Source organism: Desulfobacula toluolica Tol2 (assembly GCF_000307105.1).
Classification (GTDB): Bacteria; Desulfobacterota; Desulfobacteria; order Desulfobacterales; family Desulfobacteraceae; genus Desulfobacula; species Desulfobacula toluolica.
The window spans coordinates 2,714,231-2,728,002 of record NC_018645.1 but is presented as its reverse complement, the minus strand read 5'-3'; the positions used below and the strand labels follow the sequence as shown (position 1 = coordinate 2,728,002).

Annotated in this window: 11 protein-coding genes; 10 read left to right on the top strand and 1 reads right to left on the bottom strand. The window is 36.8% G+C overall.

Annotation, left to right across the window (positions count from 1 at the left end):
- Positions 1-32: 32 nt before the first annotated feature.
- The gene (pepN, locus tag TOL2_RS12545; RefSeq protein WP_014957811.1) at positions 33-2,645 is read right to left on the bottom strand and encodes an aminopeptidase N; all 2,613 of its coding nucleotides are present in this window, start codon (positions 2,643-2,645) and stop codon (positions 33-35) included.
- A gap of 368 nt (positions 2,646-3,013) precedes the next feature.
- Here pepN and TOL2_RS12540 point away from each other — a divergent pair, with 368 nt between their 5' ends.
- The 10 genes from TOL2_RS12540 (at position 3,014) to TOL2_RS12495 (ending at position 13,757) form a co-directional block, all read left to right on the top strand.
- Positions 3,014-4,675: a GumC family protein gene (locus TOL2_RS12540; RefSeq protein ID WP_014957810.1), complete on the top strand. Its 1,662-nt coding sequence runs from the start codon at positions 3,014-3,016 to the stop codon at positions 4,673-4,675.
- 16 nt (positions 4,676-4,691) lie between these two features.
- Positions 4,692-5,552 (top strand): polysaccharide biosynthesis tyrosine autokinase, encoded by an 861-nt coding sequence (locus TOL2_RS12535; RefSeq protein ID WP_014957809.1) that lies wholly within the window; start codon positions 4,692-4,694, stop codon positions 5,550-5,552.
- A 19-nt stretch (positions 5,553-5,571) separates the two neighbouring features.
- Positions 5,572-6,966 carry a TIGR03013 family XrtA/PEP-CTERM system glycosyltransferase gene (locus tag TOL2_RS12530; protein WP_014957808.1) on the top strand — a complete coding sequence of 465 codons (1,395 nt, stop codon included), beginning with the start codon at positions 5,572-5,574 and terminating at the stop codon, positions 6,964-6,966.
- A 63-nt stretch (positions 6,967-7,029) separates the two neighbouring features.
- A complete protein-coding gene (locus TOL2_RS12525; protein WP_014957807.1) occupies positions 7,030-7,590 on the top strand; it encodes a polysaccharide biosynthesis/export family protein in 561 nt (186 codons plus the stop codon).
- A 32-nt stretch (positions 7,591-7,622) separates the two neighbouring features.
- Positions 7,623-9,053, top strand: a complete 1,431-nt coding sequence (locus tag TOL2_RS12520; RefSeq protein WP_014957806.1) for an outer membrane beta-barrel protein — start codon at positions 7,623-7,625, stop codon at positions 9,051-9,053.
- 8 nt (positions 9,054-9,061) lie between these two features.
- Positions 9,062-9,454, top strand: a complete 393-nt coding sequence (locus TOL2_RS12515; RefSeq protein ID WP_014957805.1) for a UDP binding domain-containing protein — start codon at positions 9,062-9,064, stop codon at positions 9,452-9,454.
- The gene (locus TOL2_RS12510; protein ID WP_041279480.1) at positions 9,414-10,298 is read left to right on the top strand and encodes an XrtA system polysaccharide deacetylase; all 885 of its coding nucleotides are present in this window, start codon (positions 9,414-9,416) and stop codon (positions 10,296-10,298) included. Before TOL2_RS12515 ends, TOL2_RS12510 begins: the two co-directional genes overlap by 41 nt.
- Before the next feature lie 13 nt (positions 10,299-10,311).
- Positions 10,312-11,853 carry an exosortase C-terminal domain/associated protein EpsI gene (locus tag TOL2_RS12505; RefSeq protein ID WP_014957803.1) on the top strand — a complete coding sequence of 514 codons (1,542 nt, stop codon included), beginning with the start codon at positions 10,312-10,314 and terminating at the stop codon, positions 11,851-11,853.
- Between the two features lie 237 nt (positions 11,854-12,090).
- Positions 12,091-12,567, top strand: coding sequence for a glycosyltransferase family protein (locus TOL2_RS12500; protein ID WP_014957802.1), 477 nt, complete (start codon positions 12,091-12,093; stop codon positions 12,565-12,567).
- Positions 12,564-13,757: a glycosyltransferase family 4 protein gene (locus tag TOL2_RS12495; RefSeq protein ID WP_051012375.1), complete on the top strand. Its 1,194-nt coding sequence runs from the start codon at positions 12,564-12,566 to the stop codon at positions 13,755-13,757. Before TOL2_RS12500 ends, TOL2_RS12495 begins: the two co-directional genes overlap by 4 nt.
- The last annotated feature ends 15 nt before the right edge of the window (positions 13,758-13,772 follow it).

The following is a 13,772-nucleotide window of genomic DNA, read 5'->3' as shown; positions in this document are numbered from 1 at the left end:
TCAGTCTTTATTGTGCCAATAGGACATTGGGGTTACTCAAGTGCCCTGGATACAATTTCATAAACATTTTTTGAAAGAGTTGGAACACAAAGAATTCGTTCCAGCTCTTTTTTTATGATAATTTTTCTGGCGTTGTCATATCTTTTCATTTGATTAAAGCACGAAGACAATCTGGCAGCTATCTGGTGATTAATTTTATCCAGGGCAATAATTTGATCCGCAATAAACCGGTATCCGTCTCCATTTTTTTGATGAAAATTGATATGGTTCTGCATGGCAAACATATATATTAATGATCTGACCTTATTGGGATTTTTTATTGAAAAATCAGGATGTTTGATAAGGGATTTTACGATGTTCAAGGTATTGGGCAGAGATGATCCTGCCTGAACCGCAAACCATTTATCCAACACAAGCTTGTCATGCTGCCATTTGGAATAAAAATTTTTAACAGCGGTTTGTTTTATATCCGGATGGATCTCGGAAAGAATTTTAAATGCTGCGATTTCATCCGTCATGTTTTTAGCTGTTGCATAATGGCGTAAAACCAGCTGTGTTGTATCTGTTTCTTTTAAGCAGCCTAAGTATGACAAGGATAAATTTTTCAAGCTTCGATCCGCCATTGCCCCATGAGACAGGCTCAAAGGATCTGATTTGGAGCAATAATCAATCAAATCCATAAAATGCTGTTTCAGTTGTTTTGCTATTTGTTGTTTTAAAAACAATCTGCCCCTATGAATGGCATGGACATCAACCAGATCAAAATGATTTTTGATTTCGGTTTCCATAGGCAAAGAAAGCGCTTTTGCTAAAAATGCATGATCCGTATGCTGATTCAGCAAGGCTTTTTTAAAAGCCTTGATCAGATTTGGGGAAACGGACAGTTCCTTGTCAGCCTGAATCGCGGTAATAATCCGTTTGAGTTCATTGACAAAAAGCGTTTGAGCAGCATCCCATCTGTTAAATTCATCAGGATCATTGGCCATGAGAAAAGCAAGCTCTTCATTCGTAAAATCCGTTTTAATTTTCACCGGTGCAGAAAATTGTCTGAACAGTGACGGAAGGCTGTTTTCAGGGATATTACCAAATACAAAAGTTTGTCTGCCGGATGTCAGCTCTAACAGGGATTTGCTTTCAGGAGTGATATCATTCCCCTTATTATCAATAATTGCGAACTTAACAGGAATATGCAAAGGCTTTTTTTTCGATTGATTTCTGTCCGGTGCAATGTGCTGCTCAAAGGTTATTGCAAGCTGCTTTAAATCAGGATTATAGGATCGCTCCACTTTTACCGTGGGTGTGCCGGATTGAAAATACCATAATTTAAACTGGTTAAGATCCAACCCTCCGGCTTCTTCCATCACGCCAATAAAATCTTCTATGGTGACGGCCATCCCGTCAAATTTTTCAAAGTACAGATCAATTGCTTTTCTGAACTTTTTTTCTCCTATCAATTGATGAATCATCCTGATAAGTTCCGAGCCTTTTTCATACACTGTCATGGTATAAAAATTATCCATTTTTATATAGGAATCAGGTCTTACAGGATGGGTCATGGGGCCGGCATCTTCCGGGAATTGGGACCCTCTTAAATTCCTGACGCATGAAATTCGTTTAACTCCCCTTGAATTTAAGTCGGATGAAAATTCCTGATCTCGGAACACAGTCAGCCCTTCTTTTAAGCTTAATTGAAACCAGTTTTTCAAGGTGACCCGGTTCCCGGTCCAGTTATGAAAGTATTCATGGCCTATAACGCCTTGAATATTAAGAAAATCCTCATCTGTTGCGGTTTCCGGGTTGGCAAGAACATATTTGGAATTAAAAATATTTAATCCTTTGTTTTCCATAGCACCTGCGTTAAAATCATTGATCGCCACAATCTGATACAGATCCAGATCATATTCAAGACCAAATCGCTTTTCATCCCATTCCATGGCCTGCTTGAGAGATTTCATGGCATGATAGCACTTGTCTATATTTTCTCGTTCTGAATAAATTTTAAGATCAACATTTCGCCCGGATTTGGTGGTAAACTGATCGTGGATATGTTCAAGATCGCCTGCAACAAGTGCAAACAGGTAACTTGGCTTTTTAAACGGGTCTTCCCACCGGACAAAGTGCCGGTTGTTGTCAAGATCTCCGGAATCAACCAAGTTGCCGTTGGATAGCAGTACAGGGTATTGGGTTTTGTCCGCAATAATAGTGCAGGAATACACAGCCATAATGTCAGGACGGTCAGGAAAAGGGGTTATCTTTCTGAATCCCTGGGCTTCACACTGTGTGCAGAAGATATCCCCAGATTTATATAATCCTTCAAGGCTTGTATTTTCTTCAGGTTTTAAAATAGAAATAATTTCCAGATCAAAAATATCCGGTGTTCGGGCAAGCTTGAAATAGCCGCCACCGGATTCGTATTCTTCCGGCAGTAACAACATTCCGTTTGCAATAACCGAAGAAATTTCAAAATCGCCTTTATCAAAAACAAGTGACGTGTTTTTATCGGCAATATCAAAATTTTTATGGATATTTAAAATAGAGGTGACTTTTGTCTGATTATCTTTGATGTCAAAAGTCAGGTCAACACGATCTACGATAAATTCAGCGGGTTTATAATCTTTTAGATATATTGTCTTTGGTTCTTCCATAATGAAACCATAAAATCCTAAATTAAAGTTTTCAATTGTTGATTTTTCGATACGAATCATATAAGTTAACACAAAATCCCAAATTAAATAAGGAAAATATTCTCTATGAACCGGTTCTGTTACAGGGTATATTTATCTCTATTATTGTTACATTTTTTTCGTAAAATTATGTAATTTTTTTCACATATTTTCTTTAAACAAATTTTTATCACGGAATCAATAGTTAATGTTTTTTTCTTTTTCGGCTTTAATAAAGATTTGTTTTCAATATTAAATAGATTTTACTGTTAAATTTTTTGTCTGGCACTTTGTTTGCTTTAAAGCTTTGTGTAAATACAATTAAATTACAAGAAAAACAGGAAAATATTATGGCAGATTCTTTTCAGCCTCAACTACCCATTAAACCTGATCAGATACTGGAAATAATCATCAGGAGAAGATGGTTTATCATTATACCGATTTGCATAACACTCACTTTAGGCCTTTTTATAACCTTTACTATTGATAAAACCTATGAAGCCTCTACACTGATTCTCGTACAGCCCCAAAGGGTTCCGGCAAATTATATTAAATCAGTTGTTACTTCAAGCATCAGCCAGAGACTAAGCACCATTTCCCAACAGATCTTAAGCCGGAGCAATCTTGAGAAAATTATCTACCAATTCGGCTTGTTTGAAGATGAGGAAAAGATGTACCTTGAAGATAAAATTGCCATTATGAGAAAACGGGTTCAGGTAAAGATTGAAAGAGCCCGCTATGGGGCTGAAGCGTTTTCAATTGCTTTTAAAGGCAATGACCCTCAAAGGGTTATGCAAGTTGCAAATACGCTGGCCAGTTTTTTTATGGATGAAAATTTAAAGGTCAGGGAAGCACAAGCTGTGGGCACTAGTGAATTTCTTGATGCTGAACTTCAAAAAACCCGGAAAAAACTTGAAGACCGTGAAAAAAAAGTGGCGGATTACAGGACAAAATATATTGGGGGACTTCCGGATGAACTTAACGCTAACCTGCGAACCCTTGACCGGCTCCAGGATCAGTTGAAAAGCAAACAAGAATTACTGACAATTACACGTAATTCATTAAATATTCTTGAAACTCAAATCGCACAATCCAAGGAAATGGCATCTCAAAGTTTTGATGATAAGTTTTCTTCTTTCGATTTTGAAGAAGGAGCTTTTGAAGGATCAGAAAATGAACAAAAGCTTTCCTTGGCAAAGGAACAATATGATAATCTTCTATTAAAATATACGGAAAAACATCCTGATGTGGCAAAAGTTAAGAAAATAATTGAGAAGTTGGAGAAAACGATTAAAGAAGAAAAAAAAGTACTGGAGACTGGAGATTCTGAAGGCGAAACTGGAGCCATAGAAGACATTGTTGATGAGCAAGATTTGGAAACCGGAATGCCAAATTTTGCTGCAATACAGCAGGAAATGCAGCTCAAACAGATTAAAAATGAAATTAGAAAGATTCAGTCTGATATATTTAAAATAGAACAGCAGATGAAAGTATATGAAAAAAGAGTTGAAGATACGCCTAAAAGAGAACTGGAACTTCAATCGTTACAAAGGGATTATGCCAGTATACAAAGTGTTTTTAATTCTCTTCTGGATAGAAGGCTCGAGGCAGAGCTTTCAGTCAACATGGAAAAGAAACAAAAAGGTGAGCAGTTCAGGATAATTGATCATGCAAGACTTCCTGAAAAACCCATATCGCCTAGTGTAGCAATGTTATTTCTCCTGTCTGTCGCCTCAGGTATTGGTACTGGTTTTGGTGTTATTTTCCTTCTTGAAGCGTTTAATACTTCTATCAGAAGAGAGGAACAGATCGAAAAAAATCTTGGCTTAACAATCCTTGCGGCTATCCCAATTTTGAAAAAACCGGGTCATAAAATAAAAACAAAAGTTGAAATGGTTGCGTTTGCCTGCGTTACAATTTATGCAACACTATTTTTGTCTTTTTTTGTAATACTCAATTTTAAAGGTCTTGATCGGACAATTGATTTTATAAAATCTAATTTAAATTTTTAATGCGGGAGTGACGGGTTTGGGTAAAATTTATAGCGCATTTGAAAAAAAAAGATCGGAAGAGCGTGGCCTGATAACTGATTTGGAGACAGAATATGTTTCTGAAGAGCCAAAAAATGATTTTTATGTTTCCAACAGTGATATATCCATGGCTGAGCCTTACGAGGAGATACCGGAAAATATTGATCCGACACTTGTTACGGTTCATATTCCCCATTCGATTGAATCAGAACAATTCAGGCTTTTAAAAAACAATATTCTCTTTCCGGAAAATGGGACACCTCCCCGGAGCATAATGATCACCAGCCCTTCTCCCGACGAGGGCAAGTCATTTGTCGCTGCAAATCTTTCGATCAGCATTGCTCAAAGCATTGACGAGCATGTCCTTTTAATGGATTGTGACCTTCGTTCACCAACAATCCATAAATTGTTCGGCCTGCCCGATACCAAGGGCTTAAGTGATCACCTGTCAACAGCAATAACATTGTCATCCTTACTTTTAAAAACGTTTATCAACAAGCTGACGATTCTACCAGGTGGAACCGTTCCCCGGAATCCTTCTGAATTGTTATCTTCTGAGCATATGAGGCGACTCATACATGAGGTTAAATTGAGATACAGTGATCGCTATATCATTATTGATACGCCGCCGCCTTATATCACATCTGAAGGAAATGCCCTTGCGAGATATGTGGATGGTATTATCGTGATAATTCGTCATGGAAAAACACGGATGAAAGATGTTCAGGATATTATTAGCATTTATGGTAAAGAAAAAATTATCGGCGTTGTTCATAATTTTGCTGAAAAGAGACCAGGGTACGGATATGGGTATTATAAATATGGATATGGAAATCATAAATATGGACATGTAAAATAATTGGGGATTTCTTAAAAAAATGCTAAGAGTATTAAAACAGTATTTTCCTATACGAAACATTATTTTTTCCATTTTGGAAGGGTTTGTCATTTTTGGATCTATACTGCTGTCAACGATCCTTTTGACTTCTTCATTTTCGTATCCATTTAATCTCTTGATCGTGTTAAGAATATTATTAATTACATTTATTTGCCAGGTTTGCCTTTACTATAACGATTTGTATGATTTTGATGTGTCTTCCAGTCTGACTGAAACGAGTATCCGTCTTCTACAGGCGCTCGGAATAACGTCTATCGCCTTGGCTTTTATCTATTATATATTTCCTTTGGCAATTGTTGATCAAAAAGTTTTTATTTTAAGCATTTTTTTCCTTTTGATCTTTATTATTGGCTGGCGGTTTTTATATATTCAAATTTTAAACAAGGGTGTTTTTAATGAATACATAATGATTTTAGGCTCCAGCAGGCTTGCAACTGATATATTTAAAAAAATTTTTAATACACTTGATTGTGGGTACACGGTTTCAATAATGATTCCGGAGTCAAAAAACGAGAGGTATTTGATTGATCTTCCTGATACGGTAAATGTTCAAAATGAGATAGGAAATCTTTACCGGATTGCTTCTGAAATGGGTATTAATAAAGTGGTTGTCGCATTAAAGGAAAAAAGGACTTCATTCCCGATTGATGAACTTATCAAGTGCAGAACCAGCGGCATAAAAGTGATTGAAGGCAGTACATTTTACGAAATGCTGACCGGCAAGGTTTTGGTGACCCAGATTAATCCGTCCTGGCTGATTTTTTCAGACGGGTTCAGAAAATCAAAGCTTAAAATAATTTTAAAAAGGATTGAAGATATAATCCTGTCATTGATACTGCTTATTTTTTTTTCACCATTGCTTGTTCTTGCTGCTATTCTAATTAAACTTGATTCAAAGGGTCCTGTTTTTTTTTCCCAGGACAGGGTGGGTCTGGATAAAAAAGAATATATGATGCATAAATTTCGTTCTATGCTGAAAAATGCGGAAAAATCAACAGGGCCTGTTTGGGCTCAGAATAATGATACCCGGATTACAAAAGTTGGAAAGGTTATCAGAAAATTCAGGATTGATGAATTTCCCCAGCTTTGGGATGTTTTGATCGGAAACATGAGCCTTGTCGGCCCCCGGCCGGAGCGCAAATATTTCACGGATGAACTTGAAAAGCAGATACCTTTTTATTCTCAACGGTTTAATGTCAAACCGGGGGTAACGGGATGGGCACAAGTGTCTTACACTTATGGTGCAACGGTTGACGATGCCATTGAAAAGTTGAACTATGACCTTTTTTATATAAAAAACATGTCCCTGACACTGGATATGATCATTATTCTGCGCACCATAAAAACAGTTTTGTTTGGCCGTGGTGCAAGATAGTATATTTAAAATATTTTTGTAAAAACAATGTGTTAATGTGTATGTAATCGAAAGGGCGGAGCTATGTTTAAAATTAAGATAACATCAATCGTTTCAATCAGTTTTATTATTTTATTTTGTTCGGTTTCTTTAGGTTTTGATGAAGATTATAAAATAGGTATTGGGGATGTTTTAAAAATAGATACCTGGAAGGAACCAGATCTTTCGCGTGATGCAGTCCAGGTTAGAAGCGATGGAAAGATTACATTCCCTCTTCTTGATGATTTGCAGGCTGAAGGTGTCACCACGGTTGAGCTTAAAAAAATAATTGAAAAAAAATTAGCCGATTTTGTTGAAGCTCCATCCGTTACGATAACACTTGTTGGTGCTGTCAGTCAAAAATATTATATCTTGGGTGAAGTGCAGAATGTTGGTGAGTATCCATTGATCAAAAAGCTTACAATCGTTCAGGCGTTCGCACTTGCGAAAGGCTTTACTGAATGGGCATCTAAAGACGAGATTATTCTTTATCGTAAACAGGGAAATACGGAAAAAATTATAAAAATTGATTATGATGATATCGTAAAGGGTAAACTGGGTAAAGATATGGTTTTAAAAGCTGATGATATCATCATTGTTCCTTAAATTCGATAAAACAAATCAGTCAGGAGGCTTAAATGATAAAAAAATATGGTCAAAAAATTATTACAATATCTATATCAGCTCTTTTTATTTTATTTTTTTCATATTCGGCCTCATTTTCACGAACTGTCATCCAGCTAATTCCAACTTTGACCATAACAGAAGAATACAGTGATAATTATTTTCAAACAGAAGATAATAAACAAGAGGAATACATTACATCTTATGGCTTAGGGTTTTCGGCAGGGTTTCTCCATGAAAATACTAAACTCTATTTTGGGTATAATCCTGAATATAGAGACTATAAAAATCTGGATGACAGGGACGGAGTTGAGCATTATCTATCACTTGACGGAGACTTTAATCTGTCTAAATATACTAATATTATCACCCGGTTGGCTTATACTACCAAGGATGACAGAGAATCCGGTGAAACTTGGGAGAACACGGCTTCCATATACGGAGACAGTCAGATTACAAAAAATGTGAATGTTAATTTTTTACAGTTTTATTCCAAGAGTTTTGACCAACAGTTAAGAACCGGAACATACAATGAGCATAAAGTTAATAGAACAACAGCCGGGATTATCAATCAATTCGGGAAAAAAGACAGAATGGGTCTGGATTTTTCATATGATTTTGATGACTATAAAAATTCCGATGCAGATGAATACACCAGATACAGTCCTTCCGGATTCATCACTTATTGGTTTGCTCCCTTGAACGGGTTTGATTCAAATTTTGCCTATGAAAATACGGATTTTGATAATTCCTCCAATGACCTTGAAACCTATACCGGTCATATTCGTTATCTTAGAAAATTCTCAAAACAATTTGATGGCTATTTGAAATACAGGCATTCTTATTCACAAAGAGAGTCAGGGGATCATCACATTTACCATCCTTCTGTTGGGTTTGATTGGGAAACAAGCAAAAATTCGCGTATTTCACTTGGTATCGGTGTTTTATTTTCCCAATGGGATAATGAAAATGATGATTCAACCGATCCTTTCCTCGACATGGATGCCTATAAAACTTTTAATTTCAGCAGAAAAGGATCGTTGACCATAACCGGTTCCAGCGGTTACAGTGAGGCCGGTGATGAAGCTGCAAGTCTTGGCTATACCATTTACTACAAGGCAGGGTGCCGTTTGAATTATCAGTTGCAGAAAAGGTTATCCTCAAATCTTTTTGCTTCCTATCAAAGGGATGAATTTACCGAAGCAGACGTTGACAGGACGGACAATAGAATAAACCTTGGCGGTGGGCTTTCCTGGTTTTTCCTTAAATGGCTGCGATTTAATCTCTCCTATTATTATACGGATTTTGATACAGATGCAGACCAGAGAGGTGATTATACAGAAAATAAAGCAATATTCTCAGTCAGCTTTATCCCGTCCCAGCCTGTTCGATTAAAATCTACACCCTCAAGAGAGTCTTTGGAATATGAAATCTATCATAATTAAGGATAATAATGATCTATCAAAATTTTATAAAGCTTAATTTATCACTGGCGAATGTATTGATTGAAGTTCTTAAAAATTTGATCAATTCCAGAGCAAGGGTCAAGGCTTTTGACCTGGTTGCTATGTACCAGGCTCGAAAAGAGTTTTATGAAAAATATTTTAAAACCGGGTATCTGAAATTTGAAGCGAATCAATACAAAGCCGTTGAAAATACAGATGCTTTAATCTTGCTCACAGAATGGAAAACCTTTAGGCAGCCTGATTTTAAACTGATGGCGGATACCATGAAAAAATTGATTGTATTTGACGGGCGAAATCAATATGATCCCGAGCAAGTAAGCGAAACAGGATTTGAATACCATGGCATCAGCAGTGAAGAAGTCAATACTGTTAACTTTTGATGTTGAAGACTGGTTCCAGGTTGAAAATTTTAAATCGTACATTGAATTTTCAATATGGGATTCCCTTGAGCTGCGAGTTAAAAAAAATACCTTAAAAATTCTTGAACTCCTATATTCCTTTCCTTTCAAGCCGAAAGCCACCTTTTTTATCCTGGGCTGGATTGCGCAAAGACTGCCCGGCCTGGTTAGACAAATTCATGAAATGGGTCACGAAGTAGCCTCTCACGGCTTTAATCACCACCTGTATAAAAAACTACCACAGCAAGAACTGATTGAAGACCTGAAATCAAGCAAAAAAATCCTTGAGGATCTTACCGGCAATACCGTTAATGGATTCAGAGCACCAAGTTTTTCAATAAACAACACCATCATAAAATATATCAAACAAACCGGCTACACATACGATTCAAGCTTCAACTCATTTTCCATGCACGGCAGATACGGCAGCATAGACCTAAACAAAGCACAAAAAATAAACTGCCTGTTTAGACTGTCAGATAATTTTTACGAACTGCCCCTGAGCAACCTGGAAATAGCCAACATAACAGTACCCCTGGGCGGAGGGGGCTACTTCAGGCTATACCCATTCCCTTTATTCAAATCAGGAATGAAAAAAGTAATGAAAAAAGATAAAACTTTTATATTCTACGCCCATCCATGGGAATTTGATCCTGAGCAACCCCGGGTCAAACAAGCTTCCCAAGGTTTTAAATTCAGGCATTATATCAATTTGAATAAAACAGAAACCAAACTAAAAAAAATGATCACCGCATTCCAGAATTGCAATTTCACAACCTGCACGGAGTACATAAAAAAATTCTCACATAAAACTGCAAAGCATTAAAAAAACGGGCGCTATGCAAACAAAATATTATTATGCAAACCTTGCTGTTACAATTAATCTTGTCATTCTTTCTGTCTCGCTTATACTGCTCTATTGGCAGTCGTTTGCCTTTTGGATTCATACCTGGGTCAACGATTTCGATTACCATTTCGGATTCGCCATACCTTTTTTATCATTTTATGTCATTTGGAAGAAAAAATATTTGTTCCAAGACGTTACTGTCAAGCCTTCAAGAGTAGGCCTGTTATTAATCATCATTGCTCTGACAGCGTATATAATGGGTCAGGCGTCCTATAGTAAGATAGCACAGCAAATATCTTTTTTTATAATTATCCCAGGTATCATTCTGTTTTATTTTGGCTTTGATATATTAAAGCTGCTTTTTATTCCTCTCTTGATATTGATATTCATGATGCCGTTTCCGGATTTTGTCTATCCTTATCTTCAATATTTTTTTACGGAGGCTTCAGTAAATATTTTACGTGTTCTGGGTATCCCTGTTTTTTCAGAAGGATATTCGATCATAATTCCGGATACCTCCGTATGGGTTGCCCCAGGCTGTGCCGGTGTTCGGAATATCACTGCTATCATGCCGATAGGGTTTGCCATCGCCCACCTTTATTTTAATTCGTTATGGAAGAAAGTTTCGATTGTAATCGTTTCCGCTATTCTGCCGATTTTGGGAAATCTGATTCGTATCGTGAGTTTGCTTATTATTCCGTACAAAGGAAAGCTTATTTTTGTCTCCGGCATACCACACAAGATTCACGGATATATAATATTTATTGGTGCTTTAATTATGCTTTTTGGATTCATGAGTCTTCTCCTGCGTTTTGGGAAAAGTTCTGTTGCCGGGGGAGAGCCAATAACAAACTGCGAGAATCAGTTCCGTCGATTTTTTCAGGGGTTTTTATCTTATCGTGGTGTCTTGATTGTGGTTATGATATTATTAGTTCCACTTTGGGTTCATTTTCGAATTAAATCCCAGGCCGACATGCCTATGATAAAAAGCTTCAAGTCTTTCCCTTCGATTCTGGGTCAATGGAAAGGTTCTGAACTTTCGCAACATGAATGGCGTCCGCAAATTTCTGGAACGACTGACAACTTATGCCGTCTTTACAGAGATGCTGATGGAAATGAGATTAAGGTTTTTATTTCATTTATGCCTATCCAAAAGCAGGGGCAGGAGTTGGTTTTTCATGCAAACAAGAACATTCCTCCAAAATTTAGTCATGCTCATCAATATTTGAAAACTTGGAATATAAATGTAAAGCCATCACCATTTAAATTAAAGACAACCTGCGCTAATTTAAATACTGGGATTCAAAATGAGACATTTTTGTCTTGGTCTCGGAATATCAGACGCTATGTTTACAATCAATATCAAGCCAAGATATTTATGGTTTTGGATAGTCTGTTACAGAACAGGTCGGATGGATCAGTATTTGTTCTTGTTTTTAAAAGTTCATCCCATAATAAGAAAGATCGGGAAATCAAGCTTGAGAAATTCCTGAATATTTTTATAAATGAAACAACAAAATACCTCCCGTTATAAAGGCTTATGAACGATGACGGATCTGTAAAAACAATTTTATATTTTAACGATTATTTGCACGGCATGGGTGGCGCCGAAAGAAATCTCATTCAGATTCTGGAGGGACTAAACAAAAGAGGATTTCATCTATTCCGATTTTTTCAAGCCGGAGATATATGGGATAAAAATTAAAACGAAGACCCATATTTCTTTATCGATTATGCAACAAGTATTTTACAAAGATTATTGTGGTATCGGATGCCGTTTAAAAACAACATTGCAGCGAGAGAAAAGACGCCTTCGGGAAAAATTGTAACAATCCCAAATGGTGTAGATGCTGGCTTGTTTTTGGGAGATTATGACAAAAATAAAATAAAAAAAATATTGGGAATTCATAAGCATGACTATTGTGTGGGGATGATTGCTAATTTTAGAAAAATTAAAGGCCCCATATATTTTCTCAAGGCTGCCGCAGAAACAGTGAGGAAAATCCCGGATGTTAAATTTCTTATTATCGGTAAGGATTGTAATGAATCCGGATGCAGCCAAAAAGACTTGATTGATCTTGCGAGAGAGGACGGTGAAACCGGTTTTTTGTTTCCTGCCAAAGATGTTGACATGCTTTCTGAGATTATAATAAATTTTCTAAAGAATTATTTCAAAAGAGCATTGATAGGGCTGCAGGCCCGTAGAAAGATAAAGGCGGATTATAATCTGCAATTGCTGTGCGAATGAAATATGGCGTTGTATATGAAATGTATCAGTGGGGGAATGAATTTATGCGGGTATTGCATCTCATCAGCAGCAGTGGATTTTACGGTGCCGACAACGTTCTTATAGAATTATCAAAGCAATTGCGGCATTCTTTTTTTTTACCTGTAATCGGCGTGTTTGAAAATAAACACAATCCTCATCTGGAAGTTGTGGAAGTAGCAAGGCAGCATAGCCTGCCGGTTCAAATCTTTCCCTGTAAAGGGAAATTGGATTTGAAGACGGTTTTATTGATTCGAAGATTTGTAGATGAACAGAAAATCAACCTTATACATACCCATGGTTATAAATCAAATTTTTATACTACGGCAGCAGTGATTGGTAAAAAAATCCCCATGATCACAACCTGTCATAACTGGCTCGGTGATGATATCAAAATGAAATTCTATGCAAGGCTGGATAAATTTTTTTTGAACCGGTTTGATAAAATTATAGCGGTATCGGATGCGGTAAATCAGGAAATTCTGAATCACGGCATTTCCTCCGAAAAGCTGGTAACTGTTTACAACGGCATTAACATCAAGAGATTCAATAACCGGATTAATGAGAATAATATAAGAAAAAAACTCGGCATTGAAGATGACTGCAAAGTGATAGGCACCGTAGGCAGACTTTCCGAAGAAAAAGGGCATATCTATTTCCTGAAAGCCGCTGAAAAGGTACTCCAGAAATATTCGAGAGTCGTTTTTCTCATTGTTGGAGATGGCCCGTTAAGGGAATATTTAGAAGAAAAAGCCTGTCGGATAGCTGATAAATTATATTCTCAAAAAGTTATTTCCCAAAATCCTTTTATTTTTACCGGAGTCAGAAACGACATATCCACTATTTATTCCATTATGGATATTTTTGTTTTACCTTCTCTTACCGAAGGACTGCCCATGGTTTTACTTGAAGCCATGGCATCCCGAAAACCGGTAGTAGCAACGGATGTCGGAGCTGTTTCCAGTGTGTTTGAACATGGACGGTCCGGGGTATTGATTGAACCGGGAAATGTCAACAATCTCTCCATGGAAATCATGGGATTACTGGCAAATCCGAAAAAAATTCAAAAGATGGCAAATCATGCACGCCAAAAAGTCGAACTTGAATTTTCTTCTAATATCATGACGGAAAAGTATCTTGATGTTTATCAAGATGTGCTTCAATCCGGATAAAATAAAGGGATGATT